Origin of the sequence: Streptomyces fragilis (genome assembly GCF_003112515.1) — a bacterium.
GTDB lineage: Bacteria > Actinomycetota > Actinomycetes > Streptomycetales > Streptomycetaceae > Streptomyces > Streptomyces fragilis.
Genome location: NZ_BEVZ01000006.1, coordinates 313,212 through 339,878 on the forward strand (window position 1 = coordinate 313,212; position 26,667 = coordinate 339,878).

Consider the following 26,667-nt stretch of genomic DNA (forward strand, 5'->3'; position numbering starts at 1 on the left):
TGAAGGACTCGGGGACAGGCCGACGACCCGCTCCGCGCACGGCGAGGCCCTGCCCGGCCCACGAGATCCGACGCACGAAATCCGGCGTACGCCGCTCCTGCCGCTCCCTGGATGCCGTCCGCTCAGGACGCCTGCCGCTCCGCGGAGCCACTGTCACGGACGGGGTGGTCCCCCCGCCCCTCAGACCGCCGCTCCGCTCCCCGGCCGCTTGGACTTGGGCAGGGCGAGCTGGATCTCCTCCCGCAGTTCGTCGATCTTCTGATAGCTCGCGTACTGGCCGGTCAGGCGGTACATCTGCCGCAGCCGGTCCCAGGTGCGGTGCGAGGAGTTGTTCCCCATCGACACCAGGGCCAGCCGCGCGTACCGGTCCGCCTGCTCGGGATCGTCGGCGATGAAGCAGGCCGACGCCATGGAGAGCCAGTCGAAGATCTTCGAGCGCTCCCGGCCGTTCGCCCGGAGGTCCAGCGCCTGCTTGGCGTGGTTCTGGGCCGACGTCGCCGCGGAGGGGTCGTGTTCGGCGAGGGTCCGGTAGGCGAGGGCCTCCATGCCGTGCAGGTCGGCCTCGTCGAACATCTGCATCCAGCTGGGCGGGGCCACGTCCCCCTTGTCGGAGACGAAGAGGTCCTCCGCCTGGCCCAGGGTGCGGCGCATGGCCTGGCCCTTGCCCATGGACGCCTGCGCCCACGCCTCGATGGTGTGCAGCATCGCCCTGGTGCGGGGCAGGACCTCCTCCCCCGCGCCGGACTTGGCCAGCTTCATCAGGTCCAGGGCGTCGTCGGGACGGCCCAGGTGGACCATCTGGCGGGCCGCCCGGGAGAGCGCCTCGCCGGCCCGCGGCCGGTCACCGCCCTCACGCGCGGCGTGGGCCGCGATGATGAAGTACTTCTGCGCGGTGGGCTCCAGGCCCACGTCGTGCGACATCCAGCCCGCGAGGACGGCCAGGTTGGCGGCGACGCCCCACAGCCGGCGCTGCAGGTGGTCGGGGTGGTGGTAGGAGAGCATGCCGCCCACCTCGTTCAACTGGCCCACCACCGCCTTGCGTTGGAGGCCGCCTCCGCGCGAGGCGTCCCAGGCCCGGAAGACCTCGACGGAGCGTTCGAGCTCCTCGACCTCCTCGGAGCCCACCGGGGCCGCCTCGTACCGGTCGAACCCCGCGGGGTCCGCCCGCAGCAGTTCGCCGGCGGTGGTGCCGGGTTGTTCGGCCGTCAGGGCCGGGTCCGTGTTCAGCCACTGGTGCATGGCGCTGTGCAGCGCCGATCCTGCGGTGAGCGCGACGCCCGCGCCCACCAAGCCGCGTCGGTTGAGCATGAGGTCCATTCCCGTGAATTCGGTGAGGACCGCAGCCGTCCGCTCGGGCGCCCACGGCAGACCGTCGGGATTCTCCTCGCCGCGCTGCCGTTTCCCCGTTCGCCCTTGCCGGACCAGTCCGAGATCCTCGATGGTCACGACACGGCCGAGACGCTCGGTGAACAGAGCCGCCAGCACCCGCGGCACCGGATCACGGGGAATCTCCCCCATGTCGATCCAGCGCCTCACCCGGGAGGTGTCGGTCGCCAGCTGCGGGTGGCCCAGGGCCGCCGCCTGCCGGTTGACCAGCCTCGCGAGTTCGCCCTTGGTCCAGCCGGCCAGGCCGAACACATCCGCAAGGCGGGTGTTGGGTTGTCCGCTCACGTCAAGCCCCCAGGTTCTCGGCTGACTTGACATTAACGCGGGCCAAAGTGCCGAGCGACTATTCGCCAGGGTTCGCCAGGGGTCGCCAGTTGTCAGCCATGCCCCTGGTTGCGGTGGAGTAGAAGTGCGCCATCCCGCCCCGGTTCTCACGGGGGCTCTCCCCAGGGTGCCCCCCGGGGCCGGGGCGGATGGTGCGGTACTTCTTCCTTGGCACACGAAGGGAACCGTCTCCCATGTACGCAGTGTCGTCCTCCGTGTCCGCCCCGCTCCGGCCGCAGACCCGCCCGGGCGCCGGCCCCTTTCTCGACCCGGCCCGCCCGGTGCAGCCCCCGGGCCCCAGGCTTCGGCGGATGCCGCCCCCGGGCGGCGGGACGCTCAGCGGACGGCTCGACCTGTCCGGCCCGCAGGGCGCGCAGCTGCGGACGGCCGTCGCCTCCGTGCACCGCATCTGTCCCGAGTTCGCCCCCGTCCAGGTGCTGAGGCGCACAGGGCGTTCCGTCCTCCTGGTCGGGACGACAGGACGCACCAACGCGGTCGCCAAGGTTTTACTGGACGACTCTCCGGCCTGGGCCGAGCGGATCAGGCACGAGATAGCTGCATACCGGTCCTTCGTGCGGCACCGGCCCCCCGTGCGGGTGCCGAGGCTGATCGCGGCGGATCCGGACAACTGCACGCTGGTCATCGAGCGCATGCCGGGGCGGGCCGCCGCGTTGCACCGGCACCCGGCGGAGACGCCGCCGCGGGCCGACGTGCGGGCGGTGCTCGGCGCGATCTGCCGGCTCAATGCCTGGCGGCCTCCGGCGGGCACCTTCTCCGCGCCGCTGGACTACGCGGCGCGGATCAGCCGGTACCACGCGCTCGGCCTGCTGACCGACCGCGACCTGGGGGACCTGCAGAAGCTGCTGCACGGCATCGCGCACGCGTCGGGCAGGCAGGGGATGGGGCAGTTCTGTCACGGTGACGCGCTGCTCTCCAACATCCTCGTCTCGCCGACGGGTCCGGTGCTGGTGGACTGGGAGCACGCCGGCTGGTACCTGCCGGGCTACGACCTGGCGACGCTGTGGACGGTGCTGGGAGACGCACCGGACATGCGGCGCCAGATCAGCCAGCTGGCGCAGCAGCAGGGGCCGGCGGCCCGGGACGCCTTCCTGGTCAACCTGATGCTGATCCTGACCCGGGAGATCCGTACCTACGAGACGGCGGTGCAGCGCACGATGCAGGACCTGGCGCCCGCTCCGGTGGCGGCCCCGGCGGGAGCCATCCCCACCGGGGAGGAGCAGCGGCTGCTGCTGCGGCGGCTGCACGACGACGCCCAGATGGCGCGGCGGGCGGTGCGGGCGGCGGTGGGCACCCGCTGACGCCGGTGCGCGCACCACTGTGCCGGTGTGCGCGCCGCTGTGACGCCTCGGGGCCCGGTTCGCCGGGCCCCGAGGCGTTTCCTCCGTGTCGCCGGCGTTTCCTCCGTGCCGCCGGTGCCTTGCGCGGGTGCGTGCGGGGTGCGTGCGGACCACCCGACACACCTTTGTTGCATGCGCACGTCATTGACGGGGCGTCGCGATACCGATATCCCTGACGCACATCCGCCCCGCTCACCCCGTACGCGTACAGCAGTCCCCGGGAGGACGCATTGCGAGGATCCGCCACCGCCCCCACTCCCCCGCCGGAGGCCGGGCGCCCGTCGCGCCGGCGCACGGCCCAGGCCGTCGCCGCGGCCGCCCTGCTGCTACCTCTGCTGGGGGCCGCCCCCGGCGCCCAGGCCGCTCAGGGGCCGTTGAGCGACGCGTTCGCCCGGGCCGCCGCCGAGTACGAGGTGCCCCGGAGCGTGCTGCTGGGCGTCTCCTACCTGGAGTCCCGCTGGGACGCGCACGCCGGGCTGCCCAGCGTCTCCGGCGGTTACGGCCCGATGCACCTCACCGATCTGTCCGGCGCCCTGGCCGAGGCGCCGCACCACAGCGACGGCGCGGAGGACCCGCGCGGTGACGAGGCGCGTCCGCTGGTGGTTCCCGAGGCCGAGGGCGCCCCGGTGCCCGAGCCGTCCGAGCTCCCCGGGCACCTGCGCACGCTGGCGACGGCCGCCGAGCTCACCGGGCTGCCGGCCGCCGAGCTGCGCGATGACCCGGCCGCCAACGTGGAGGGGGGCGCGGCCCTGCTCGCCCGGACCCAGCGGGAGCTGGGGCTGCCCTTCAGCGAGGACCCGGCCGACTGGTACGCCGCGGTCGCCCGGTACTCCGGCGCGCGGGACAGCGCGACGGCCGCGATGTTCGCCCAGGACGTGTTCTCGGTGATCTCGGCCGGCCAGGAGCGGGTGACCGACACCGGCGAGCGGATCGTGCTGCCGGCCGACCCGCGGGCGGTGGCCGACCCGGCGCAGCTGGAGCGGGCCGGGCTGCGGAAGCTGGACCAGGACGGGACGGAGTGCCCCGCGACGCTGGCCTGCGAGTGGATCCCGGCTCCGTACCAGCACCTCGGCGGCGACGACCCGGGCGACTACGGCAACCACGACCTGGCGAACCGTCCCGAGGACCAGTCGATCGACTACATCGTGGTCCACTCCACCGAGGCGACCTGGGACACCACGCTGATGCTGGTGCAGCGCCCGGACTACCTGGCGTGGCACTACTCGATCCGCTCCGACGACGGTCATGTCGCCCAGCACGTGAAGGCCCGCGACGTCGGCTGGCACGCCGGCAACTGGTACGTGAACGCGCACTCGATCGGTGTGGAGCAGGAGGCGTTCCTGGCCCAGCCGGACGCCTGGTTCACGGAGTCGCTGTACCGTTCCTCCGCGCGCCTGGTGAAGTACCTGGCGAAGCAGCACGGCGTGCCGCTGGACCGCCAGCACATCCTGAGCCACGACGCGATCCCCGGGGTGACGCCCGGCAACATCCCCGGCATGCACACCGACCCCGGCCCGTACTGGGACTGGGCGCACTACTTCCGGCTGATGGGCGCGCCCTTCCACCGGAACGCGAACCCGCACGGCGACGTGGTGACGATCCGGCCCGACTACGCGTCGAACCAGCCGGTCTACACCGGCTGCGAGCGCGCCGGGGAGGCGTGCGCGCCGCACGGCTCCAGCGAGGTGCGGCTGTACTCGGCCCCGTCCGAGGACGCCCCGCTGGTGAAGGACGTCGGCCTGTACCCGAAGAACGAGGGCCGGACCACGATCGGGGTGAACGACGTCGGCGCCCGCGCCTCGACCGGTCAGCAGTACGTGGTGGCGGAGCGGGCCGGCGACTGGACGGCGATCTGGTACCTGGGGCAGAAGGCCTGGTTCCGCAACCCCGCCGGGCAGCCGACGGCGATCCCGACGAAGGGCCTGGTGGTGACCCCGAAGGACGGGCGCGAGTCGGTGCCGGTGTACGGGCGCGCGTACCCGGAGGCGTCGGCCTACCCGGCGGGGGTGCCGGTGCAGTCGCTGGCTCCGCTGCCCTACGTCTTCGCGGCCGGCCAGCGGTACGTGGCGGGCGACCGCTTCCACCCGGAGTACTTCTGGAACACCACGTACGGCGGCCGGGGCACCGTGGTGAGGGGCCAGGACGACTACTACCAGATCCAGCTGGGGCACCGGGTGGCCTTCGTGAAGGTCTCCGACGTGGACGTCGTCGCGCGGTGACGCGTCTGCCGTGACCCTCGCGCCGTGAGCGGCGCGCCCGCCGGGGGCGGGACGCCGAAGGGGCCGGACCACCGAGGTGGTCCGGCCCCTTCGTGCGCCGGTCGTCCCGCGCCGGCCGCGTGGGCCCGGTGCGCTCAGCCCTGGCGGAAGAGCTCGGCGGGCAGCGGCTTGAGGAGCGCGTAGAGGTCCTCGGTGATCGGGCGGTCCCAGGAGGCGATGGTGACCAGGACGTTGTCGCTGCGGTCGAACTGCACGCAGGAGATCCTGCTCTCGGAGAGCTTGAGGCGGCGGACCACGAGCAGGTTGTCGCCCTGGAGCACCGGGACGTCCTCGGAGCCGACGACGGTGACCTCCTCGTCGTTCTCCAGGGCCAGCAGCAGCTGCGCCACCTCGAACGGCACCTCGTCCTCGGCGACGTCACGGGCGGGCGAGCCCTCGGGCAGGTTCCCGATGATCATCGCGGGTCCACGGTTGCCGAACAGGTCGTAGCGGAGGAAGACGCCCTGGCAGCTGCCGTCGGGCGCGGGCAGCAGACCGGCGCCGAGGTTGCCGGGCCAGTCGCCCGGGTCCATGGCCAGTACGTCGAAGTCGGGCCCGGCGGGTGTGGCGCTGCGGCGGCGGAGGAACGACATGCCGCAATGGTACGTGGCCCGCCGGGCTTCACGGTGTGCGGGAGTTCACTGCCGGCCGGTGGCCTCGTCCCCGGGGTGGGCCGTTTCTCCCTGCGGGTGCGGGACCACCACGGCCACCGGGGCGGCGGCGTGCAGCAGGACCGCCTGGGTGACCGAGCCGACCATCCGGGTCGGGACCAGGAGCCGCCGCTGGTGGCGGCCGACCACCACCAGCTCGGCGTCCTGGGAATGGGCGACCAGCCGGCCGGCCGCGTCCCCGCCGTCCACCGCGAGGTCGACCTCGACCCGGGGGTGCCGCTCGCGGAGCGGGGCGAGCCGTTCCTCGGCGAGCTCCCGGGTCTCGGCGGCGACGCCGGCCTCCTCGATCACCGGCAGCGAGAACTCGCCGGGCACCGCCCACATCTGCGGGGGCCAGGGGTAGACGGCGACGGCCTGGAGACGCACCCGGCGCAGTTCGGCCTCCGCGAAGGCGAACTCCAGCGCGGCGTCGCCGGCGTGGTCGACGCCGAGGCCGACGACGACCCGGGGTCCGACGGAGGCGTCGGCGAGGTCCTGCGGGACCTGGCGTCCGGGCCGGGGGACGACCACCACCGGGCAGTGGGCGTCGCGGGCGGCGGCGATGCCGGTGGAGCCGAGCAGCAGGCTGGCGAAGCCGCCGCGGCCCCGGGAGCCGACGACCAGCAGGGAGCCCTCGGTGCTGACCTCGGCCAGGACGCTTCCGGGGCTGCCGACCCGGCTCAGGTACTCGACGTCGGGCCGACCGCCCTCGCGCCGTTCGATCCGGGCGCGCACCTGGTCCAGGACGGGGTCCTCGGCGGTGTCCACGGCGATGAACTCGGGGGGCGCCCAGGCCGGGTACTGGCGCACGTGCAGCACCCGCAGGGGCACGCCCCGCATCAGCGCGGTCAGCACCGCCCAGTCAAGGGCCCGCAGGCTGTCTTCCGATCCGTCGACCGCCGCGATGACCGGCAGGGTCATGTGGTCCCTCACCTCCGGAGTTCGGCATTCCACTGTCCCCGCCCAGCCTCGCCCAGCGGCGGGGCCGGTGCGGGAACCGGTGGCCGAGTGTCCGCAATTCGCGGCGGAAACCCTCGTGCGGTCCTCGGGGGGCGGGATCCGTGTCTGCCGGGCCGGCCCTCAGGTGAGGTCGAACTCGCCTTCGCGGGCGTCCGAGACGAAGACACCCCACTCGTCGGGAGTGAAGATCAGGGACGGGCTTTCGGGCCGGCGGCTGTTGCGCATCGCGATGAATCCCTCGACGAAGGCGATCTGGACGTCTCCGAGTCCACGGCTGCTGGAACGCCACTGGGCCTGGCTGAGGTCGAGGTGGTCCGGCTTGTCCCATCCGGTGCGCCGCTGCTGGGTGGTGCTGTCGGCCACGTCCGTGCTCCTCCCGTTGGGGTCGGCGGTCAGCCTACCGACCGGTCGGGGTCACCGACAGGCCCCGTGCCGCGGCGGGCGCGGCACGGGGCCGGGGCACGGGTGCGGGTCAGGCGCCGGCCGCGCCGTGCCGGTCGCGCAGCTCGCGCTTGAGGATCTTGCCGCTGGCGTTGCGCGGCAGTTCGTCGACGAGGACGACGCGCTTGGGCGCCTTGAAGGAGGCCAGCCGCTCCTTGGCGTGGGCCACCAGTTCCTCCTCGGTGACCTCTCCCCGGCGCACCACGAAGGCGGTGACGGCCTCGATCCAGCGTGCGTCGGGCAGGCCGACGACGGCCACCTCGGCGACCTCGGGGTGCGTGTAGAGGGCGTCCTCCACCTGCCGGGAAGCCACCAGCACCCCACCGGAGTTGATCACGTCCTTCACCCGGTCGACGATGGTGTGGTAGCCGTCCGCGTCGCGCACGGCCAGGTCGCCGGAGTGGAACCAGCCGTCGCGGAAGGCCTCCTCGGTCGCCTCGGGCTTGTCCCAGTAGCCCTCGCACAGTTGCGGGGAGCGGTAGACGATCTCGCCGGGGGTGCCGTCGGGGACGTCCTTGCCGTTCTCGTCGACGACGCGGGCCTCGACGAACAGGACGGGGCGGCCGCAGGAGTCCATCCGGCCCTCGTGCTCGTCGGGTCCGAGCACCATGGCGAGGGGGCCGATCTCGCTCTGGCCGAAGCAGTTGTGGAAGGCGAGGCCGGGGAGGCGTTCGCGCAGCCGCTCGAGGACCGGCACGGGCATGACGGAGGCCCCGTAGAAGCCCTTGCGCAGCGCACCGAGGTCGCGGGTCGCGAAGTCGGGACGGTTGGCGAGGGCGATCCACACCGTGGGCGGGGCGAACACGCTGTCGGCGCGCCCGGCTTCGATCAGGTCGAAGAGGCGGTCGCCGTCGGGAGCGTCGAGGATGGTGTTGCGGGCGCCCACGGCGAGGTAGGGCAGCAGGAAGACGTGCATCTGCGCCGAGTGGTAGAGCGGCAGCGCGTGCACGGGCCGGTCCTCGGCGCTCAGGCCGAGCGCGGTGACGGCGCTCACGTACTCGTGGACCAGGGCGCGGTGCGTCATCATCGCGCCCTTGGGCAGGGCGGTGGTGCCCGAGGTGTAGAGGAGCTGGACCAGGTCCTCGGCGTCCGGAGCGGGACCGTCGTAGGGGGCGGTGGACGCGAGGCGGTCGAGCAGCGAGTCCCCGGCGTCGCGCAGGGCCAGGACCGGCACGCCCTCCGGGAGGCGGCCGGCGAGCGCCGGGTCGACGAGGACGAGGCCGCTGCCCGACTGGCCGAGCAGGTACGCCAGGTCGTCGCCGGTGAGGTTCTGGTTGACCGGCACGTGGACCAGGCCGGCGCGGGCGCAGGCGAGGTAACCGATCAGGTAGGCGTCGGAGTTGTGGCCGTAGGAGGCGACGCGGTCCCCGGGGCTCAGCCCGTGCGAGCGCAGGACGGCGGCCGCGCGGGAGACCGCGTCGTCGAGTTCGGCGTAGGTCCACGACCGGTCCGCGTAGTCGACCGCGGTCCGGTCCGGGGTGCGGCGCGCGCTGCGGCGCAGGACGGCGTCGACGGTGCTGGCGTTGCCGCTGCCGGCGGTGGTTCGGCTCATGGCGCCGATCCTGCGTGCGGGCTGCGGCGCAGGTCAAGAGGCCGGTGGGCGCGCGAAAAAGCCCGCCGGCTCCGGCGCCGCCCGGGGAGCGGGGGGCCGTGCCGACGGGCCACGGGCCGGGGCTCCGGCCCTCGCACCGTCGGGAGGATCAGCCCTTGAACACCGCCTTCTGCACCTCGTTGGGGCCGTCGAAGTTGTCCTGGCGGAGGTTTTCGAGCTTCTCGACCAGGGAGCCGTCGGCGTGGTTGCTCCGGGCACGGTCGACGAGGGACTTCTTGTCCGTCGGGTAGTTCACGCCGTTGAGGGCCTTCTGCAGCTCGATCGGGTTCGTGTCGGCCATGGTGTGCCTCCTGGAAGGTGGTCCTGTCCGGGTGTCTCGGGCCCGCGCTAGGCGGCGAGCGTGGCGAGGAACTCCGTGCAGGCCTCGGCGCACAGGCGGCATGCCTTGGCCGCCTCCTCCGCCCCGGGGCAGGCGTCGAAGACCTCGGCGCACTCCAGGCACACGGTGCGGCACCACTCCACCTGCATCCGCAGCCCGGCCTCGTCCAGTCCGGTCTGCTCGGACAGCACCCGGCAGGTCGCGTCGCACACCTCGGCGCACATGATGCCCTTGCGCCGGGCGCGGTCCTGCGCCTCGGTGCCGTCCGGATCCATGAATCCCGCGCGCAGGGCGCAGGCCCTCGCACACTCGGTGCAGGCCTGCGCGCAGGCGAACCGGTCCTCCAGGAACCGGTACAGCTCGTCCTGGGATGCGCTCGTCACGTGGCCCGAGTTGCCCCGGCCCGCGGTGTCAAACGCCTGGCCCCGGGCACCCGGCGTCCAGGAGATCCGACGGAGGGAGTCCGGCGGAGGGAAGGGGCGATCCGGTGGCCCTGCGGTGAGGAACCGCCGTCCGCCTCGGAGCGCCCCTCCGACCGACACACCGGCAGCAGGCGCGCCGCGTATCGGTTCGTACCAACCGATTGAGGGTAGATAGTGACCATGAGCTATGAATGGGTGGATTTCGCTCTGGAAGAGGGACAGATCGGCGGCCTCGCTCCGTTCATCCTCGGCGCGATCGTGGCCGCGGCGCTGATCGGCGCGGTCGTGTTCGGCTGGCGGGTCCGTCAGCGTGAGCCGCGCAGGCCGACGCCGGAGGAGCAGCCCAAGATGCCGCCGGGCGGTCCGGTGCGCGAGCACCGTTCGACCAGGGACGCCGACGACGTCCCGCGCACGGACCACGACCGGCTCACGCCGTACCAGCTCGACCCGCAGGGAACCGTCCCCTCCGAGGAGGAGCCGCCGCGTCCCCGTTGGAACGAGGGCAGCAGCGGAGGCTTCGGCAGCGGGGGCGGCGGCCACCGCTGACGCGGGGCCGATGTCCTGCCGCACCTTCACGCAGGAAGTGAGTGAGTGACCATGGACCGTTCCGGCCGCGACGGCCTGCCGCTGTCCGACTACGACCAGCTTCCCCTCGGCTCGCTGGAGAGCCGGATCCGCTCGCTGACGTCGGAGCAGGTGGAGGAGCTGCTGACCCACGAGAAGGAGCACGGCCGGCGGGTGCCCGCCACCCAGGTGCTCTCCGCCCGTCTGGATCAGCTCCGCAACGGTGCCCAGCCGACCGGGGGCGACCCGTCCGGGCTCCGCCCGGAGGCCGGCGGAACGCCGGGCGGCTCGCCGGTGTCACCGCGGACCTCGGCCGAGCCGTACAACCCGCCGCCGCACGGCACTCCCGACCAGCGCGGCAAGCCGAAGGGCGACCGCTTCTGATCCCGTCGTGCTCCCTCACGTGAAGGGCCCCGGACCCACCGGTCCGGGGCCCTTCGGCATGTCACGGGCTGCCGGGGACGGACCGGGGCGGGTCGGGGCGTGCTCCCGGGGCCGGGTGGGGCGTCGCGTCAGGCGGCCTCGGCGGCGCCCAGGTCCTGGCCGGGTTCCCGGCCGCCGTCACGGACCTTCGGGCGGACGACGAGGGCGACGGCCACCAGGGCGAGGGTGGCCGCCCCCGAGGCGGCGAGCACGGTGCGGGGCCCGAGGGCGGCGGTGAGGGGCCCGCCGAGCGCGGCGCCCGTCGGGGAGGACGCCAGCAGGGCGGCGCCCCGCACCGCGAGCACGGTGGTCAGCCACGCCTCGGGGGTGCGGTCCTGGAAGAGGGTGAAGGACAGCGCGGTGAACGGGCCGTAGATCAGGCCGCCGAGGGCGAAGCAGGTGACGGTGACGGCGGGCGGCGCCCCGAAGCCGAACGGCAGGAGGACGGCTCCCCAGCCGGCCACGATCCCGAGCGCCGTGGGCCACAGCGGCAGCCTCCGCAGCATTCCGGCGGCGAGCCCGCCGAGCACCGCTCCGGCGCTGAAGAGCGTCCAGTACAGGCCGAGCAGGTGCGGGCCTTGGTGCAGGTCCTCGGTGACGTGCAGCGGGAGCGCCACCTCGACCGGGCCGTAGAGGAAGAAGAAGGACCAGGTGAGCGCCAGGATGCCCAGCAGTTCGGGCCGTTGCCGGAAGAGGCCGAGGACGGCGAAGGGTTTCCCGCCGGGACCGCCCGTCGGGTCGGCGGCGTCCGTCCCACCGGGTTGTTCCGCCCCGCCCGGCTTCCCCGCGCCAGCCGGTCTCTCCGCCCCGCCCCGTTTCTCCGCCCCGCCCGGCTCCTCCGCCCCACCCGGCCGCCCGGCCCCACCCGGTTGCCCGGCGGCAGCGGCGTCGGGACGGACCCTGACCGCGCCCACCGCGAGGACGGCGAAGGTCAGCGCGTCGATGCCGATGATCCAGGCGGGGCTCAGCACGGTGATCAGCACACCGGCCAGTGCGGGCCCGAAGACCATGGCGGCCGAGGCGCTGGAGCTGACCAGGGCGTTGGCGGCGAGCCGCCGTTCGGGCGCCAGGAGGGAGGCGAGCAGGGCGTACTTGCCCGCGCTGCCCCAGGCGTGCAGCAGGGAGGAGGCCGCCAGCAGCACCACGTACAGCCAGGGGGTGAGCACGCCGAGGATCCAGGCCAGCGGCACGCAGGCGAGCATCACCGCCCGCAGCGCGGCGTCGGCGAACAGCAGCCGCCGGGCGGGGAAGCCGCGCATCCACCGCCCGAGCACCAGCGCGCCGACGGCTCCCGGCAGCGCGTAGGCGGCCACCGCGGTCCCGACGTAGAGCCCGCGGTTGCCGTCCGGCGCCAGCAGGACGGCGAGCCACGGCACGGTCACCACGGCCATCCCGTCACCGAAGTCGGACGCGACGAAGGCGGACAGCAGCCGCCTGAAGGGCCGGTGCGCGAACAGGGGGCGGTAGGCCGGGGGCGGTTCGGGCAGCCTGGCCCGGCCGGTTCCAGGTGCGGTCACCGGGACAGCTTCACGCCACGGGTGCGAGGGAAGTCAACCCTGTGTCGGCCGGGTGACGCGATCACGCCACGACGACGCAGCCGCGCCGTTCCAGGGCGACGGCCACCGGGTCCTCACCGGGGTCCACGGCGAGGTCGTTCCACCGCAGGTCGAGCTTCTCCAGGGAGGGGAGTTCCGGCAGCCACGGGGGCAGGCTGCCGATCCGGTTGCCCCGCAGGTCGAGGGTGCGCAGCAGGGGCAGGCCGGCGAGCGGCGCGGGGACCTCGGGGAGCAGGTTGTCGCGCAGCTCGAGGTGCCGCAGCTCCCGCAGCCGGGAGAGGGAGGCGGGGAGTTCGGTGAGGCGGTTGCCCTTGAGCCACAGTTCCCGGAGGTTCGCGAGGTCGCCGATACGCTCCGGGAGCGCCGTCAACTCGTTGTGTTGGCTGCGCAGTTCGACCAGTGCGGCCATGCGGGTGAGCGAGTCGGGCAGCTCGGTCAGGCGGTTGTCGCCGACGTTGAGGAGCCGCAGCGCGGTCAGCCGGCCCAACGCGTCGGGCAGGCGGGTCAGGCGGTTGTCGTGGAGGTAGAGGCAGCCGGTGAGCCCGGTCAACTCCCCCAGCTCCGCCGGCACTTCGGTGAGCGCGTTGTGGCCGAGGTCGAGCGTGGTGAGCCGGCCGAGTCCGCCGATCGCGGGTGACACGTCGGTGAGGTCGTTGTCGGCGAGGATCAGCACGCGCAGGTCGCGCCGGTCCCAGACGGACTCCGGTACGGCGCCGAGGCGCCGGCGCCACAGGTTCAGCGTGCTCAGAGCCGCTCCTCGAGGAAGCGTTCCAGCTGGCCGATCAGGTCGTCGGCCTCGCCGAGGGGAACGCTGCGGTCGGTGACGACGGCGCGGCCGTCGTGCTCCAGGGTGTAGACGAACATGTCGCGGGCGCCCTCGTCGACGCTGCGGGGCGGGAGCGCCGCGAAGTCGACCTTCTCCAGCAGGGTCCGGAGCCGGTCGCGGTCCGCGCCGGAGAGCGGGTCGGCCTCCCGGACGCCGTCCCTGCGGTCGCTGATCTCCACCGTGCCGTCGGTGGAGGCCAGGATGGAGCGGCGGACGCCGGCGATCCCGCCGGTGACGGTGAGGCGGACGGTCTCGGGCCGCTCGCTGGGCGTTGCCCCGTCACCGCCCTGCTCCCCCTGCTCCCCCGGTTCCCGCGGTTCTTCCGCAGACGGCTGCGTCCGTCCGGGCGAGGGGGGCGGCCCGTCCGGCTGGGACGCCTCCACCGACCCGCAGGCGGCGAGCAGCAGGCAGGTGGCGGCCAGCAGGGCGGGTCCTCGGCCTCGCATCCGGTACGGCATGTCGTGCTCCTTCCGCCTGGCGTCCCAGGTCTCACACGGTAGCCGCCCCGTCGTCCCCCGGCTCCCAGACCGCGCAGTCGTGGGCGAAGAGCACTCGCCGGGGTGCGAGGGCAGCGATCCTGTCCATCCATGGACGGTACGGAGGCAGCGGAGGTTCCGTTCCGTCGAGCGCGGCGCGGTGGGCCAGATGGTCGGCGGAGAAGTGGGAGGCGAGGTCGTGCGCCTGTCCGGCGAGCACGACGACGCCGGCGGACGTCGTCACCGCCAGGGACTGGTGGCCCGCGGTGTGGCCGGGGGTGGGGAGGACGCGGACGCCCGGCAGGAGCTCCGCCTCGCCGTCGAGCTCCTCGTACCGCGCGCCGGGGAAGTCGACCAGGTGGTCCGCGGTGTACCCGCCGGCCCGGGCGGCGGCCAGCTCGCTCCTCTGCACCACGACGGGGCGCCCGGCGAGGCCGGGATTGCCGCCGCAGTGGTCGAAGTGCAGGTGGCAGTTGACCACGAGGTCGACGCCCCCGGGACGGACTCCCGCCGCCGCGAGCGCCGCGGCCAGGGACCGGCGACGCGGACGGTAGTGGGCCTCGGTGGCGGGGCCGGCGTCACCCATGCCGGTGTCGAAGAGCAGCAGTCCACCGGGGTGGCGCACCAGGTACGCGAGCACCGGTTCCACCCGGGGATCGGGCCCTCCGGTCTCGGCGGCGGGGCGGACGAAGTACCCGAGGTCGAGGCGGCGTACGGAGACGGAGGTCATGCGGCTCATCCTCCCGGCGCCCCGGCCCCGCTGTCGGCCGCCTCTGCCGAGGGCAGAGCGAGGGTTGGCGGTGCGGCCGGACAGGGGCGGCAGCGCGCCCCGCGGTCCCGAACTCCGGACGGCCGCTCCCCGCACGGTCAGGGGGACGTGGCGGGCACGCCCAGCTTGTGCAGGACGCGGGCGACCCTCCACGTGGACATCCCCGCGGATCAGCTCGCCGCCGAGCAGGTCGTGGAGGACCAGCGCGGTGACCCCTCTCGTCCCCGCGGCCTCGTCACCGCGGTCTCGTCCCCGCGGCCCCGCCCTCTCGGCCCCGGCTCAGTCCGCCGGGCCGATGAGGACCGCGACCGTGGCGTCGCGGCCGCCGCGCAGGCGGCTGCCGAGCAGCGTCAGGCGGCCCGTCAGCCCGTACTTGCGGGCGATGCCCCGGCGGACCCGCGCCGTCTCCTCGGGCGTGCCGAGACGCGCGCGGGCCTCGACGGCATCGCCGCGGAGGTTGCCGCGGAAGTCGCACGGGGCCACCGTCACCCTGCCGTCGCGCCGTATGCGCTTGACCTTGCCGCTGTCCGCCCGGGTCCACACGGCCAGCGCGCCCTCGCCGTCCGGGACCACCCAGACGGGCGTGGCCACCGCCCGCCCGTCCTTGCGGAACGTCGTCACCGAGACGTACGGGGCGGCGGCCAGGGCGTCGAGAGTGCTCATGGACGGGCAGGCTACCCGGTCAGTTGACGCCTCGGTCGGCCCCCTCCCAGTACGGCCGGCGCAGCTTGAACTTCTGGATCTTCCCGGTGGCGGTGCGCGGGATGGACTCGCGGAACTCGACGCTGGTGGGCGCCTTGTACCCGGCCGCCCGCTCCTTGCAGTGGGCGATGATCTCGGCCTCCTCCGCCTCGGCGCCCTCGGCGAGCACCACCAGCGCCTTGACCGTCTCGCCCCATTTCTCGTGCGGCACGCCGATCACCGCGACCTCGGCGACCGCCGGATGGCTGAAGATCACATCCTCGACCTCGATGGAGGAGACGTTCTCGCCGCCGGTGATGATGACGTCCTTCTTGCGGTCCGAGATGGTGAGGTGGCCGTCGTCCGGGTCGAGGAAGCCGCCGTCGCCGGTGTGGAACCAGCCGCCGTCCAGCGCGTCGGCGGTGGCCTCGGGCTTCTCCCAGTAGCCCTCCATCACGGTGTTGGAGCGGGCCAGCACCTCGCCGGTGTCGGAGACCCTCAGCCGGGTGCCGAGCGTGGGCAGCCCGGCGCGGGACAGCCGGTGGGCGCGCCGGTCGGCGGGCAGGGCGTCGTCGCCGGGCAGGGAGCGGTTGAAGGTGAGCAGCGGCGCGGTCTCGGTGAGGCCGTAGATCTGCAGGAACTCCCAGCCGAGCTCCTCGTTCACCCGCTGGATGGTGCGGCTGGGCGGCGGCGCGCCCGCGCAGACGATGCGCACGCGGTCGCGGCCGGGGATCTCACCCTCCCAGTCGGCGGCCGCGTCGAGGACCGCGTTCCAGACGGCGGGGGCGCCGCACATCAGGGTGACGCCGTGCCGCTCGACGCGGCGCAGGATCTCCGCGCCGTCGACCTTGCGCAGGACGATCTGCGGGACGCCGAGGCCGGCCATCACGAACGGCATGCCCCAGCCGTTGCAGTGGAACATGGGCAGGACGTGCATATACACGTCACGCTCCCAGGCACGGGTGTGCAGGCCGAAGGTGACCGCGTCGACCCAGATGTTGCGGTGGGTGAGCTGGACGCCCTTGGGCCGGGCGGTCGTGCCGGAGGTGTAGTTGATGGTGGCGGTGGCGTCCTCGTCCGGCTCCGACCAGGGCCTCGGCTCCACGCCGAAGCGCATCAGGCTCCGCTCGGTCTCCTCGCCGAGGACGAAGCGGTGGCGGGCGCCGACCCGCGCGAGCGCGGCGTCGAGTTCGGGGTCCACCAGCAGCACCGAGGCGCCGCTCTGGCGGACGATGTAGTCGACCTCCTCGGGCCGCAGGCGGAAGTTGACGGGGACGCAGATCCGCCCGCTCATCGGCACCGCGAACAGCAGCTCCAGCAGCCGGGCCGAGTTGTGGCTGACCACGGCGATCCGCTCGCCCTCGGCGACGCCCAGCGCGTCGAAGCCCGCCTGCCAGGCACGGACCCGTTCGGCGAAGCGCCCGTAGGTGCTCGGCGGTACGGGCGGGGCCGGCTGGTCGAGCTCGTCCACCACCCCGGAACCGGTGGCGAAGCCGGCCTCCGCCCGGTCGAGGAAGTCCGCGATGGTCATGGGCACCCGCATCGTTCTCACTCCTCCGTACGGTGGCCCGGCGGCTTCGCCGGGCCGGCCGGATCGGCCAAGGTCCGAACATCTCATCACCCCCGCGCGCCCAGGTGAACACCTCGACGGCAGGTGCGGCCGGAAGAGATCGTGAAGGGGTGGAGGGGATCTCCCGAGGTGGGTGCGCCCGGGCGGGCCGTGGAGGGCGCCGCGGGCACGAGCGAGGGCCGGGGCGGGCCTGCGCCCCGTTCCGGCCCTCGCTCCCCGCCCGGCGCGTGAACAGCGACGACAGCGGATCCGCGCCGGCGGCCGCCGGCCGACTTGGTATCAGGTCGACTCGGCCGCAAGGGAGTTCAGCATACGTACAGCCGTACCCGCGGGGTCAACGCACGGCCTCTTGATGTGTCCGCGCCAGCATGCGCATATTGGTACGGACCAATTGGCTGCCCTGTCGGCGGAGGTTCGGTATGGCTGGTGCGGAGCGCGCTCCCCGTCGGGCGGCCCGGTGCTGCGGCGTCCTGCTCACCGCGGTCCTGGCCACGTCGTGCGGCTGGGGCGCGGCCGCCGGCGAGGAGGAGGACGGCGGGCGGCTCCCCGCGGCTCCGGCCGGTGTCACCGCGCAGGCGGGCAGCGCCACCAGCGTGCACGTCATGTGGAACCGGGTGGCCGACAACGGCTCCCGGGTTCAGGCCTACGAGGTGTACCGCGGCTCCGCCAAGGTGAAGGAGGTCCCGGCCTCCGAGCACATGACGGACGTGGTCCGGCTGAAGGCGGACACCGCCTACACCTTCCACGTGCGGGCCCGCTCCACCGACGGCCGGCTCGGCCCGCGGAGCGCCGTCGTGCGGGCCACCACCCCCGTCGCGAGCGCCGCCGACACCCGTGCGCCGTCCGCGCCGAAGGACCTGGAGGGCCGCGCCGTGGGCAGCGGGGCGGCGCAGCTGTCCTGGAAGGCGTCGACGGACGACCATGAGGTGGTCTCCTACGAGATCCACCAGGGCTCGACGAAGATCCACAGCGTGGGCGGCGGGCAGACGGCCGCGGTGGTCACCGGCCTTCGCCCCGGGACCCGTTACTCCTTCACGGTGCGCGCCAGGGACGCGGCCGGCAACCTCTCCCCCGCCGGTGGCCGGGTGCGGGTCACCACCGCGGGGGAGAAGGAGGACGACGGGCGCGCCACGGCCCCCACCGCGTTCCGTGCGAAGGCGTTGCGGGCCGACGGCGCCTGGCACCTGGAGATCTCCTGGGAGCCGCCTCCGGCCGACGGCGTGATCACCGAGTACCGGATCCATCTCGACGGCAGGCCGGCCACCACCCTGGTGTGGGGCGGCGAGGCGCCGGACGGCCGGGCGACCCACCGCTTCTACCTCGGCGGCGAGGCCGGGGAGACCCACCGGGTGCGCCTGCGCGCGAAGCTTCCGGACGGTACCTGGGGCGGCTTCTCGCCGGAGCGGACGGTGACCACCGGCCGGTGAGACCACGCCACCGGCCGGAGCGTTCCCCACCGGAGGGTGGGACGGGGTCCGCCGAACGGCAGGCGTGGTCCCGAGTCGTGGGCGTGGCGCCGCCGGACGGTGCGGGCAGCCGATGGAGGGCGGGCGTGGCGCCGCCGGGCGGTGGGACAGGGGCCGCCGAACGGCGGGTGTGGCCCCGCGTGATGGGCAGGGCGGGGGCCGCCGGGGTGCGTCACCTGTCCGGACGCTCTCCGGGTGCGCCCGGCGCGCCGTCGGCATTGGCTGTCCCCGAGGGCGGTACGGGCCTCCCGATCCTCGGCGGCGCTAGGGATGTCCGCCAGCCGTGCCGCCGGAGGTCAGACCCATGCGTACACCTCGCGTCATCGTCCGATCAGGCCTGACCGTGGCTGCCGCCGCCGCCCTGCCGCTCGCCTTCGCGGGGCCGGCCGTCGCCGCCCCGGGCATCTCCGTGAGCACCAGCGGCACCACCGTCGCGGTCACCACCAGCGCCTGCACCCAGGTCAACGGCAGTTGGGGCACCGCCTCGCTGCTCAACAGCACCCAGAACACGTTCGCCGAGGGCCGTCAGGTCGCCCTGTCGGGCTCGGCCACCAGCCAGTCGGCCGCCTGGTCGAGCGTCAGTCCCGGCACCTACACGGTGATCGTCCGGTGCTCGAACAACACCACGGCGGGCACCCAGTCCGTCATCGTCTCGGGCACCCGGCCGACGCCCTCGCCCACGTCCACCCCCACCTCCACGGCGACTGCGACCAGGTCGGCCACCGCCTCCCCCACGCGTGGCGTGATGGGCGGCATCGGCGGTGCCGTGAAGGACCACACCACCCTCACCCTGGTCGCGGGCGGCGCCCTGGTCGCGGCCGGCGTCGGCGGCGGCGCCTGGTACCTGCGCCGCCGGGCCAGGCCGCACCGTTTCTGAGCGGTTGTCCGCACCGCGCCGCACGTGGGCCGCCGCCCGGCAGGACAGCCGGGCGGCGGCCCACGCGCGTCACCCCGGCAGGCCCCCGACCTGCCGAAGCACCCGACGTCAGCGGGCGGGCGTCACGGGCGGGAGCACGCCGGTGATCACATGGGCCTCGCTGTCCTCGCAGACCGCCACCTCCGCGGTCAGTCCCGCCTCCGCGAAGGCCCGTCGCGCCGCCGGGGCCTGACGCCCGCTCGTCTCGGCGAGGAGGCAGCCGCCGGGGGCCAGCCAGGCGGGCGCGCCCTCGGCCACCCGGCGCAGCACGGCGAGTCCGTCGGGGCCGCCGTCCAGGGCTGCGGACGGCTCGTGGTCGCGTGCCTCGGCGGGCAGCAGGCGGATGTCCGCGGTCGGCACGTAGGGCACGTTGGCGGCGAGGATCTCGACGCGTCCGCGCAGGTCCACGGGCAGGGCGGCGAACAGGTCCCCGTGGTGGACCCGGCCGCCCCGGGGTGCGAGGTTCCTCCGGGCGCAGTCCACGGCGGCCGGGTCGATGTCGGCGGCGTGGAGTTCCGCGCCGGGCAGCGCGGCGGCGAGCGCCGCCCCGAGCGCGCCGGACCCGCAGCACAGGTCGACCACCACCCGCGCCGTGGGCGCGAGCGCGAGGGCGCGCCCGACCAGGAACTCGGTGCGGCGGCGCGGCACGAAGACGCCCGGGGCGACGCCGATCCGCAGTCCGCGGAACTCGGCCCAGCCGACGACGTGTTCCAGCGGCTCCCCGGCCGCGCGCCGGGCCACCAGGGAGGCGAGCCGGTCGGGTGTGTCCGCCGCGGCGGACAGGAGCGCGGCCTCCTCCTCGGCGAAGACGCAGCCCGCGGCGCGCAGCGCGGCGACCACGGTGTCCGGAGCGGCCGGCGGAACGGGGGATGATGTCCGGGGAGTTGTCATCGGCCTCGGCTGTCGGTGGCGGTGGCGACGGGGCGGCGGGCCCGCTCGGGCGCGGCCACCCTACCCAGCGCCCCCTGTCCCGGCACGCGCATTTCCCGCGCCGGCGGCGGTCCCTCGACTCCCACCCCGGGGGCCCGTGGTTGTATTCTGCAACCAGAACGTGAGGAGGTTCCCGTGAACTCTGGCGCCGACGTGGCGATCGAGACGATCCACCGCGAGATGACGTCGTTCGCCCGCCGGGCGCGCGCACTGGCCGGACGGCTCCATCCGGAACTGTCGCTGGTCTCGTTCGCGCTGCTGGGGCACCTGGAGGAGGGCTCCGGCTGCCGCGCCACCGATCTGGCGGAGCACTACGCGCTGGACAAGTCCACGGTCAGCCGTCAGGTCGCGGTGCTGGAGCGCGAGGGTCTGGTGGAGCGCCGCCAGGACGCGGAGGACCAGCGGGTCCAGGTGCTGCAGCTCACCGAGGAGGGGCGCCGGATGCTCGCCCGGGTGAGCGAGCGCCGGCGAGCCGCGTTCAAGGAGCGGCTGGACGGCTGGTCGCAGGAGGACCTGGTCCGCTTCGCCTCCTACCTGGAGCGCTACAACGCGGGTCCGTCGGCCGGCGCCGCCTCCCCGGAGGACTGACCGGACGCCGTGGGCCGGGTGGCGACGACCAGGCGGCAGCGCGGGCTGCCGTCCTCGCGGCGGCCGAACTCCGGCATCGCGTAGGTCTCCACGGTGAACCCGGCCCCGGCGAGGGAGTCGCGCAGCGTCCCGAGGGTCAGGGCGCGGTAGTACATGACGAACCGCGGTCGCCACACGGCGTTGCGGATCCGCATCGCCGTGTCGAAGGCCCGCAGCCGCAGGGCCTGCCGGGACCCCGGGCGGGGAGGCCCGGGCAGGGGGAAGGCGAGGCGTCCGCCGGGGCGGAGCACGGTGTACGCCTGGCCGAAGAGGGCGGGCAGGTCGCGGGGCAGGAAGTGGCCCAGGGCCCCGAAGGTGACCGCCAGGTCGAACGACCGCGGGGCGAGGGGGAGGTCGCGGGCGTCCGCGCGGACCAGCTCCGCCCACGGGGCGGCGAGGCGGGCGCGGTCGAGCATGCCCGCGCTGAGGTCCACACCGGTGACCGTCCCGGCGCACAGGTCCCGCAGGACTCCGAGTCCGGCGCCGGTGCCGCAGCACAGGTCCAGGCCGCCCTCGAAGGGGCCGAGCGGCGCCAGGGCGTCCCGCGTGGCACGCAGGAAGCGGTCGGAGGTGCGGAACGAGGTGTGGTCGAACATCGGCGCCAGCAGGTCGTAGCCGTGCTCGACGGAGGACAGCGCCTGCACGGTGAGCTGACGGAGGGTCGGGCCCTTCGGCCCGGACCCCTGCGGGCCGTTCTTCGGAGCGTGCGCCTGGGGAGCGGACATCCTCGGAGCATAGCGGCGGCCGTACGGCATCCGGGTGTCGCTGGGCCCGGTCCGGCCGTGGCGTGCGGCGTGTCGCGGCACCCCGTTCCTACGTTATTCGTATGAAAATCGCACTTTTCTCACGGAGGTCCGGGTCGGGTCGCGTCCTCCGCGTCGCCGTCGCCGCGTGCGCCCTGCTCGCGGTGGGGGCGGGGGCACCGGCGCCGAGTCCGGCGGCCTCCCCGCCGGACCCGCTGCGGACCTCGGGCACCCAGGTGCGGCTCACCGGCGGCGCGCCGCGGGTTCCGGAGGTGTCCGCGCTCTCCTGGGTGGTCGCGGACGCCCGCAGCGGTGACGTGCTCGCCGCACACGACGCGCACCGCGCGCTCCCGCCGGCCAGCACCCTCAAGACCCTGTTCGCGCTCGCCCTGCTGCCCCGGGTGCCCGAGGGCCGTCACCGGGCGACCGCCGCGGAGCTGGCCGGCGTCGGGGAGGGGAGCAGCCTGGTCGGGGTGGAGGCGGGCCGCGACTACTCGGTGGGCGACCTGTGGCGGGGCGTCTTCCTGAGCTCCGGCAACGACGCGGTGCACGTCCTGTCCGCCATGGCGGGCGGCACGGCGGCCGCGGTGGCCCGGATGCGGGAGACGGCCGAGGAGCTGGGCGCCCGCGACACCCACGTGGTCACGCCGGACGGGTACGACGCGCCGGGGCAGGTCTCGTCCGCGTACGACCTGGCGGTGTTCGGGCGGGCCGGACTGAGCGACCCCCGGTTCGCGGAGTACTGCCGGACCGCTGTGGCGCAGTTCCCGGGCCGGCGGGGCGTGTACGACATCCAGAACACCAACCGGCTGCTGACGGGGGCGCTGGGGGTGGAGGCGTACCCCGGGGCGATCGGGGTGAAGAACGGGTACACCAGCAAGGCGGGCAACACGCTGATCGCGGCGGCCCGGCGGGGCGGGCGGACGCTGGTGGTCACGGTGCTCAATCCGCAGGACGACACTCCCGGCGCCGTGTACGAGGAGGCACGGTCCCTGCTGGACTGGGGCTTCGACGCGGCGGGGCGGGTGCGCCCGGTGGGGTCCCTGGAGCCTCCCGTCGCGGCGGGTCCCCCGGCCTCGCACCGGCCCGGCCCGGCGACGGAACACGCGGCGGCCGTCGCGGGCGACGGCGCACCGCAGTGGCGGACCACCCTGCTGCTGGGCGGGTGCGCGGCGGCGGTGGCGGCGGGCGCGACGGTGGCCGGCGCGCTCCGGCGCCGGGCACGGCACGCGGAGCGGTGAGGTCCGGCCCTGTCGGCGGAACCGGACGGGGCGGCCTCTCGGCGAAGCCGGACGGGAGGGCCGTCAGGCCGAGGGGGGCGGCGGTCGTGCGGCCGGACGGGACGGCCGGGGGTCAGAAGATGACGCGGGCGGCGGCGAGGGCGGCGGCGGTCTCCTCGTCGCCCTCGAGTGCGATCTCCCCGCGCGCCGGACGCCCCGACAGGTGCCGGGCGAGGACCACCGCGTCGGCCCGCAGGGTGACCGCCGGCGGGCCGGCGAGGTCGCCGATCCGGTAGCTGCCCCCGAGCGGACCCGAGAGCTCCAGCTGACAGGGCGGCCCCGTCCAGCCCAGCGCCAGGTCCAGCAGGATCTGTCGCATGATCTCCTGGTCGTGCGCGCCCAGGACCAGTTCCGCCCCGGTCGCGTCGCTGATGTCGACCCGGTGCATCCACGGGTCGCGGGCCACCAGGACGTCGTGCAGGTACTCGATGGAGTCCTCGGGCAGCGTCCGGCCCTCCGGGAAGACCATGCTGGTGCGCAGCCGTCGGCGTGCCGGGGCTGGCATCCGCCCGAGCGAGCGCACCCCGCGCGAGCCGAACCGGTCCAGTTCCTCGACCAGTTGCTCCCCCGGCAGGTCGGCGCGGTCCTCAACCTGGACCTCGTTGTGACCGTCGAGGGCGCCGAGGCCGGGGTGTGCGGCCCGCGCCCGCCGGACGCGGGTGACCATCAGCCAGGGCTTCACCAGTTCCTCGTACTGGCCGACCTCGTGGGCGGCCATGTCCCGCACGGTCCACCCGGTGCAGGCGGTCGGTCGCGACCACGCCTGGGGCGGCAGTGAGCCCAGTATGTCCACGGAGGCCCGAACCTCCGCCTCGTTGACCCTCCGGGCCTGGACGGCGGGGGTTCGGGGGATGTCCCGGGCGGAGACAGTGGTGGCCGTGGTCATGCCGCACCTCCTCGGCCCCCTGCTCCCACGGTACTCCGCGGGCGCCCACCCGGCTTGGCGGGGAACCGCCCCGGACGGGGCCGGGCCAGGGCGGGAACCCGGACGGATCCGGATCAGCCCCACAGCGCGTCGCCGAGGGCCACGCCCGCGTACATCGCGCCCAGTCCCGCGGCGAGGCTGCCCAGGGCGTTGGCCACCGCGAGGGCCGGTGAGCCGTCCTCGGCCAGGCGCAGCGTCTCCCAGGAGAAGGTCGAGTACGTGGTGAGCGCCCCGCACAGCCCGGTGCCGAGCAGCAGCCCCAGGCGCTCCCCCGACGCCCCGGCCGCCGCGGCGCCGGTCAGCAGGCCCAGCACCAGCGAGCCGGCCACGTTGACCGTGAAGGTGCCCCACGGGAAGACCGCGTCCGGCCTCAGCCGCAGCCGCACGGCGCGGTCGGTGAGGAACCGCAGCGGGGCGCCGACCATGGCGCCGGCGATCACCAGCAGCCAGTTCACGGCGACCTCCTCGCCCGCAGGCCGAGCCGGGCGGCCGCCGTGCCCAGGAGGACGGCGGCCAGCGCGGCGAGCAGCGTCCCGGCGAGGTAGAGGAGGCCCAGCAGCGGCTCCCGGGCGTCCTGCAGCCGGTGGACGTCCAGCGCGTACGTGGAGAAGGTGGTGTAGCCGCCGAGCACCCCGGAGCCGAAGAAGGGGCGCAGCAGCGGATGCGGCGTCCGGGCCCCTTCGGTCACCAGCACGGTGAAGGCGCCGATCATCGCGCAGCCGCTCACGTTGACCCAGAACACCGCCCACGGGAAGGCGTCCGCGGCGGCGGGCCAGCGCAGGACAGCCGCGTAGCGGGCGCTCGCGCCCACCGCCCCGCCGAGGGCGACCGCTAGGACGACGGGGGCGTCGGCACGCCAGGCCCGGGGGAACCGGGGGGCGCGCGACGGCCCGGTGCGGGATGCAGCGTCGCCGGGTCCGGACGGGTCCGGCGCGGGGGTGTCCGGGGCGGGGGTGTCACTCATGTCGGTGCTCGAGCCTATCCCCGTCACCGACGGGTCGGGGCGGAGGGGCCGGTCGGGGAAAGGGGGCCGGTCGGGGAAAGGGGGCCGGTCGGCCCTACGCCGGGCGGTCCGGCCCTGACAACGTGATCGTTCCACCGTGCCGTGCCGGAACAGGACGGCCGGGTCCCGTGGAGAGCCCAGGAGCGCGCATCATGCCCCGAACCGTCACCGTCGGCGTGGACGGCTCGCCGGAGAGCCTCACGGCGGCCGACTGGGCCGCGCGGGAGGCCGAGTTGTGGGGGCGGCCGGTGCGGCTGGTGCACGCGGGACCCTGGCAGCCGTTCGCGGCGGCGGGTGAGGGTCACGGCGGCGGCCCGGAGGTGGAGGCGGCGCGGCGCCGGTGGGCGCAACGGGTGCTGCGGGAGACCACGGAGCGGCTGACCGCCGGGCGGCCCGGGCTGCGGGTCACCTTCGAGCAGGTGCGCGAGACGCCGGTGTCCGCGCTGCTGGACGCGGCGTCGCACGGCTGCCCGCTGGTGCTGGGGTCGCGGGTCGTCGGGGGTCCCGACGGCCGCGAGGACGTGTGGCTGCTCGGCCCGGTGACGCTGGCGGTGGTGGCGGGGGCGAGCGGCCCGGTGGTGCTGGCGCGGTCCCCGGCCGTGCCGGAGCTCGCAGGTTCCACGGGCGTGCCGGGGCCGTCGTGGGACGGCGCCCCCTCGCCCCACGTGGTGCTGGGCGTGGACCCGCGGCGGCCGGCGACCGGCGCGGTGGCCTTCGCCTTCGGTGAGGCGGCGCGACGGCACGCCCGGCTGGAGGCGGTGCACGCCTGGCGGCGGCCGCCCGGGGCGGATCCGGCGCGGGACCGCGAGCTGGAGCGGGAGGCGGGGCAGGCGCTGCGGGAGGTGCTGGCCCCGTGGCGGGCACGTCACCCGACGGTGCGGGTCACGGTGCGCACCGGGTTCGGCGCGGCGGCGTCGCGGCTGGTCGACGCGGCGGCTGATGCCTCCCTGCTGGTCGTGGGACGCGGCGGGGCGCCTGGGCGGATCGGCGGCGTCACGCGGACGGTGCTGCGGCACTGCGGGACCTCGGTGGCGGTCGTCCCGGGGTGACCGGCCCGGCCCCGCCGGGCAGCCCGGGCCGACGGCTGTCCGGGAGGGCGCGTGCCGGATGCGCGCCGCCGCCCGGGCGGGGAGCATGGGGGCATGGAGGCCCGTCTGAGGACGATCGTCTACCCCGTCGGCGACCCGGACGGGGCCAAGGCCCTGTTCCGCTCCCTGCTCGGCGTCGAACCGCACGTCGACGTCACGAACTGGACCGGGTTCCGGACCGTGGACGGTCAGGGGGCCGGGGTGGAGATCGGGCTGGACCCGCACGGGCACGACGCCGGGCTGACCGGGCCCGTCCCGTACTGGCACGTCGAGGACCTGCGGGCCACGCTGGCCGCGGTGCTGGCCGCGGGCGCGGAGGTGGTGCAGGACGTCCGGGACGTCGGCGGCGGCAAGCTGGTCGCCACCGTGCGGGACCCGGACGGCAACCCGGTGGGCCTGGTCGAGGACCGCCCGGGCGAGGGGCCGGCCGTGGTGTGAGAGGTGCCGCGCCGTGGACGCCGCGTGTGAGAGGTGCCGCGCCGTGGACGCCGCGTGTGAGAGGTGCCGCGCCGTGGACGCCGCCGACCCGGCGGACCGGCTGACGCCCCGTCCGATACGGCGCTTCCGGGGTCTCCCCCGCCGGACGGCGCCGACCTACGATGGATCCCATGGCAGCGGACACCGCCGGTGCGCGGCTGGAGCAACGGTGGCGCGGAATCCTCGCGCTCCATTCCCGTACGGTCTGCGAGATCGACCGGGCACTGCATCCCCACGGGCTGTGCGCCAGCGACTTCGAGGTGCTGGAGATCCTGGTGTCGGGGACGCCGGACGGCCCGGGCGTTCCCTGCCGAGTGCAGGACATCGCGGACCGGGTCCACCTCAGCCAGAGCGCGCTCTCGCGGCTGCTGGGCCGCCTGGAGCGCGAGGGGCTGCTGGAGCGCACGGTGTGCCACGAGGACCGGCGCGGGGTGTGGGTGGCGCCCACCGCCCGCGGCCGTGAGCTGTACGCCCTGGTGCGCCCGCTGCAGCGCGAGGTGCTCTCCCGCACCCTGACCGACTGACCCCGGGCACAGGGATCCGTGTAACGGGAAGGCAACAAACCCCGTGCGCCGTCCCTGGCCGACACGGCACTGGGTCAAGATCGAAACGCAGGA

General features: G+C 74.8%; 29 protein-coding genes. 11 read left to right on the forward strand and 18 right to left on the reverse strand.

Annotated features, from left to right (window positions below; translation table 11 throughout):
* Window positions 1–180: 180 nt before the first annotated feature.
* The gene (locus Sfr03f_RS22265) at window positions 181–1,671 is read right to left on the reverse strand and encodes a DNA-binding protein NsdB (protein ID WP_108955755.1); all 1,491 of its coding nucleotides are present in this window, start codon (window positions 1,669–1,671) and stop codon (window positions 181–183) included.
* 233 nt (window positions 1,672–1,904) lie between these two features.
* Here Sfr03f_RS22265 and Sfr03f_RS22270 point away from each other — a divergent pair, with 233 nt between their 5' ends.
* Together Sfr03f_RS22270 and Sfr03f_RS22275 are read left to right on the forward strand one after the other, a co-directional pair.
* The gene (locus tag Sfr03f_RS22270) at window positions 1,905–3,029 is read left to right on the forward strand and encodes an aminoglycoside phosphotransferase family protein (protein WP_108955756.1); all 1,125 of its coding nucleotides are present in this window, start codon (window positions 1,905–1,907) and stop codon (window positions 3,027–3,029) included.
* Window positions 3,030–3,298: 269 nt separating this feature from the next.
* Entirely contained in the window at window positions 3,299–5,287 is a 1,989-nt protein-coding gene (locus Sfr03f_RS22275) for an N-acetylmuramoyl-L-alanine amidase (protein ID WP_108955757.1), read from the forward strand.
* 134 nt (window positions 5,288–5,421) lie between these two features.
* Here Sfr03f_RS22275 and Sfr03f_RS22280 read toward each other — a convergent pair whose 3' ends face one another.
* The 6 genes from Sfr03f_RS22280 to Sfr03f_RS22305 all read right to left on the reverse strand — a co-directional run bounded on the left by Sfr03f_RS22280 (window position 5,422) and on the right by Sfr03f_RS22305 (window position 9,691).
* On the reverse strand, window positions 5,422–5,919 hold the full coding sequence (locus tag Sfr03f_RS22280; RefSeq protein ID WP_108955758.1) for a hypothetical protein: 498 nt from the start codon (window positions 5,917–5,919) through the stop codon (window positions 5,422–5,424).
* Between the two features lie 45 nt (window positions 5,920–5,964).
* Window positions 5,965–6,897 carry a universal stress protein gene (locus tag Sfr03f_RS22285; RefSeq protein ID WP_108955759.1) on the reverse strand — a complete coding sequence of 311 codons (933 nt, stop codon included), beginning with the start codon at window positions 6,895–6,897 and terminating at the stop codon, window positions 5,965–5,967.
* A 159-nt stretch (window positions 6,898–7,056) separates the two neighbouring features.
* A complete protein-coding gene (locus tag Sfr03f_RS22290; protein WP_108955760.1) occupies window positions 7,057–7,299 on the reverse strand; it encodes a DUF397 domain-containing protein in 243 nt (80 codons plus the stop codon).
* A gap of 109 nt (window positions 7,300–7,408) precedes the next feature.
* A complete protein-coding gene (locus Sfr03f_RS22295; RefSeq protein ID WP_108955761.1) occupies window positions 7,409–8,929 on the reverse strand; it encodes an acyl-CoA synthetase in 1,521 nt (506 codons plus the stop codon).
* A 148-nt stretch (window positions 8,930–9,077) separates the two neighbouring features.
* A complete protein-coding gene (locus Sfr03f_RS22300) occupies window positions 9,078–9,269 on the reverse strand; it encodes a DUF2795 domain-containing protein (RefSeq protein WP_108955762.1) in 192 nt (63 codons plus the stop codon).
* 47 nt (window positions 9,270–9,316) lie between these two features.
* Window positions 9,317–9,691: a four-helix bundle copper-binding protein gene (locus Sfr03f_RS22305; protein ID WP_108955763.1), complete on the reverse strand. Its 375-nt coding sequence runs from the start codon at window positions 9,689–9,691 to the stop codon at window positions 9,317–9,319.
* Between the two features lie 219 nt (window positions 9,692–9,910).
* Here Sfr03f_RS22305 and Sfr03f_RS22310 point away from each other — a divergent pair, with 219 nt between their 5' ends.
* Window positions 9,911–10,276, forward strand: a complete 366-nt coding sequence (locus Sfr03f_RS22310) for a DUF6479 family protein (protein ID WP_108956000.1) — start codon at window positions 9,911–9,913, stop codon at window positions 10,274–10,276.
* A gap of 51 nt (window positions 10,277–10,327) precedes the next feature.
* A complete protein-coding gene (locus Sfr03f_RS22315; RefSeq protein ID WP_108956001.1) occupies window positions 10,328–10,678 on the forward strand; it encodes a DUF8129 domain-containing protein in 351 nt (116 codons plus the stop codon).
* A gap of 128 nt (window positions 10,679–10,806) precedes the next feature.
* On the opposite strand, the gene Sfr03f_RS22320 is transcribed toward Sfr03f_RS22315, so the two are convergent.
* The 6 genes from Sfr03f_RS22320 to Sfr03f_RS22345 form a co-directional block, all read right to left on the reverse strand.
* Window positions 10,807–12,234, reverse strand: coding sequence for an MFS transporter (locus tag Sfr03f_RS22320; RefSeq protein ID WP_108955764.1), 1,428 nt, complete (start codon window positions 12,232–12,234; stop codon window positions 10,807–10,809).
* Window positions 12,235–12,295: 61 nt separating this feature from the next.
* Window positions 12,296–13,021, reverse strand: coding sequence for a leucine-rich repeat domain-containing protein (locus Sfr03f_RS22325; RefSeq protein WP_359293293.1), 726 nt, complete (start codon window positions 13,019–13,021; stop codon window positions 12,296–12,298).
* The gene (locus tag Sfr03f_RS22330; RefSeq protein WP_108955766.1) at window positions 13,018–13,557 is read right to left on the reverse strand and encodes a hypothetical protein; all 540 of its coding nucleotides are present in this window, start codon (window positions 13,555–13,557) and stop codon (window positions 13,018–13,020) included. The genes Sfr03f_RS22325 and Sfr03f_RS22330 overlap by 4 nt, the downstream gene beginning before the upstream one ends.
* 31 nt (window positions 13,558–13,588) lie before the next feature.
* Entirely contained in the window at window positions 13,589–14,305 is a 717-nt protein-coding gene (locus Sfr03f_RS22335; RefSeq protein WP_108955767.1) for an N-acyl homoserine lactonase family protein, read from the reverse strand.
* A gap of 318 nt (window positions 14,306–14,623) precedes the next feature.
* Window positions 14,624–15,007 (reverse strand): PPOX class F420-dependent oxidoreductase, encoded by a 384-nt coding sequence (locus Sfr03f_RS22340; RefSeq protein WP_108955768.1) that lies wholly within the window; start codon window positions 15,005–15,007, stop codon window positions 14,624–14,626.
* A 19-nt stretch (window positions 15,008–15,026) separates the two neighbouring features.
* Window positions 15,027–16,568 carry an AMP-binding protein gene (locus Sfr03f_RS22345; RefSeq protein ID WP_108955769.1) on the reverse strand — a complete coding sequence of 514 codons (1,542 nt, stop codon included), beginning with the start codon at window positions 16,566–16,568 and terminating at the stop codon, window positions 15,027–15,029.
* Between the two features lie 446 nt (window positions 16,569–17,014).
* Here Sfr03f_RS22345 and Sfr03f_RS22350 point away from each other — a divergent pair, with 446 nt between their 5' ends.
* The gene (locus Sfr03f_RS22350; RefSeq protein ID WP_108955770.1) at window positions 17,015–18,022 is read left to right on the forward strand and encodes a fibronectin type III domain-containing protein; all 1,008 of its coding nucleotides are present in this window, start codon (window positions 17,015–17,017) and stop codon (window positions 18,020–18,022) included.
* A 343-nt stretch (window positions 18,023–18,365) separates the two neighbouring features.
* Window positions 18,366–18,938, forward strand: coding sequence for a hypothetical protein (locus Sfr03f_RS22355; protein ID WP_108955771.1), 573 nt, complete (start codon window positions 18,366–18,368; stop codon window positions 18,936–18,938).
* 108 nt (window positions 18,939–19,046) lie between these two features.
* Here Sfr03f_RS22355 and Sfr03f_RS22360 read toward each other — a convergent pair whose 3' ends face one another.
* Window positions 19,047–19,868: a putative protein N(5)-glutamine methyltransferase gene (locus tag Sfr03f_RS22360; protein WP_108955772.1), complete on the reverse strand. Its 822-nt coding sequence runs from the start codon at window positions 19,866–19,868 to the stop codon at window positions 19,047–19,049.
* A gap of 219 nt (window positions 19,869–20,087) precedes the next feature.
* Here Sfr03f_RS22360 and Sfr03f_RS22365 point away from each other — a divergent pair, with 219 nt between their 5' ends.
* Window positions 20,088–20,495, forward strand: a complete 408-nt coding sequence (locus Sfr03f_RS22365) for a MarR family winged helix-turn-helix transcriptional regulator (RefSeq protein WP_108956002.1) — start codon at window positions 20,088–20,090, stop codon at window positions 20,493–20,495.
* Here the strand turns inward: Sfr03f_RS22365 and Sfr03f_RS22370 are convergent.
* Complete coding sequence (locus Sfr03f_RS22370) at window positions 20,450–21,259, reverse strand: class I SAM-dependent methyltransferase (protein WP_108955773.1); 810 nt, start codon at window positions 21,257–21,259, stop codon at window positions 20,450–20,452. The genes Sfr03f_RS22365 and Sfr03f_RS22370 overlap by 46 nt on opposite strands.
* Window positions 21,260–21,360: 101 nt before the next feature.
* On the opposite strand from Sfr03f_RS22370, the gene Sfr03f_RS22375 reads away from it, so the two are divergent.
* Window positions 21,361–22,518, forward strand: a complete 1,158-nt coding sequence (locus Sfr03f_RS22375; protein WP_108955774.1) for a D-alanyl-D-alanine carboxypeptidase family protein — start codon at window positions 21,361–21,363, stop codon at window positions 22,516–22,518.
* A gap of 112 nt (window positions 22,519–22,630) precedes the next feature.
* On the opposite strand, the gene Sfr03f_RS22380 is transcribed toward Sfr03f_RS22375, so the two are convergent.
* The 3 genes from Sfr03f_RS22380 to Sfr03f_RS22390 all read right to left on the reverse strand — a co-directional run bounded on the left by Sfr03f_RS22380 (window position 22,631) and on the right by Sfr03f_RS22390 (window position 24,446).
* The gene (locus Sfr03f_RS22380; RefSeq protein WP_108955775.1) at window positions 22,631–23,443 is read right to left on the reverse strand and encodes a maleylpyruvate isomerase family mycothiol-dependent enzyme; all 813 of its coding nucleotides are present in this window, start codon (window positions 23,441–23,443) and stop codon (window positions 22,631–22,633) included.
* Window positions 23,444–23,556: 113 nt separating this feature from the next.
* Window positions 23,557–23,937: a fluoride efflux transporter CrcB gene (gene crcB / locus Sfr03f_RS22385; protein ID WP_108955776.1), complete on the reverse strand. Its 381-nt coding sequence runs from the start codon at window positions 23,935–23,937 to the stop codon at window positions 23,557–23,559.
* Entirely contained in the window at window positions 23,934–24,446 is a 513-nt protein-coding gene (locus tag Sfr03f_RS22390) for a FluC/FEX family fluoride channel (protein WP_108955777.1), read from the reverse strand. The genes crcB and Sfr03f_RS22390 overlap by 4 nt, the downstream gene beginning before the upstream one ends.
* Window positions 24,447–24,637: 191 nt before the next feature.
* Between Sfr03f_RS22390 and Sfr03f_RS22395 the strand changes: the two genes are divergently transcribed.
* The 3 genes from Sfr03f_RS22395 (at window position 24,638) to Sfr03f_RS22405 (ending at window position 26,574) form a co-directional block, all read left to right on the forward strand.
* On the forward strand, window positions 24,638–25,534 hold the full coding sequence (locus tag Sfr03f_RS22395) for a universal stress protein (RefSeq protein WP_108955778.1): 897 nt from the start codon (window positions 24,638–24,640) through the stop codon (window positions 25,532–25,534).
* 93 nt (window positions 25,535–25,627) lie between these two features.
* The gene (locus Sfr03f_RS22400) at window positions 25,628–26,011 is read left to right on the forward strand and encodes a VOC family protein (RefSeq protein ID WP_108955779.1); all 384 of its coding nucleotides are present in this window, start codon (window positions 25,628–25,630) and stop codon (window positions 26,009–26,011) included.
* Window positions 26,012–26,181: 170 nt separating this feature from the next.
* Complete coding sequence (locus Sfr03f_RS22405) at window positions 26,182–26,574, forward strand: MarR family winged helix-turn-helix transcriptional regulator (protein WP_108955780.1); 393 nt, start codon at window positions 26,182–26,184, stop codon at window positions 26,572–26,574.
* Window positions 26,575–26,667 lie beyond the last annotated feature (93 nt).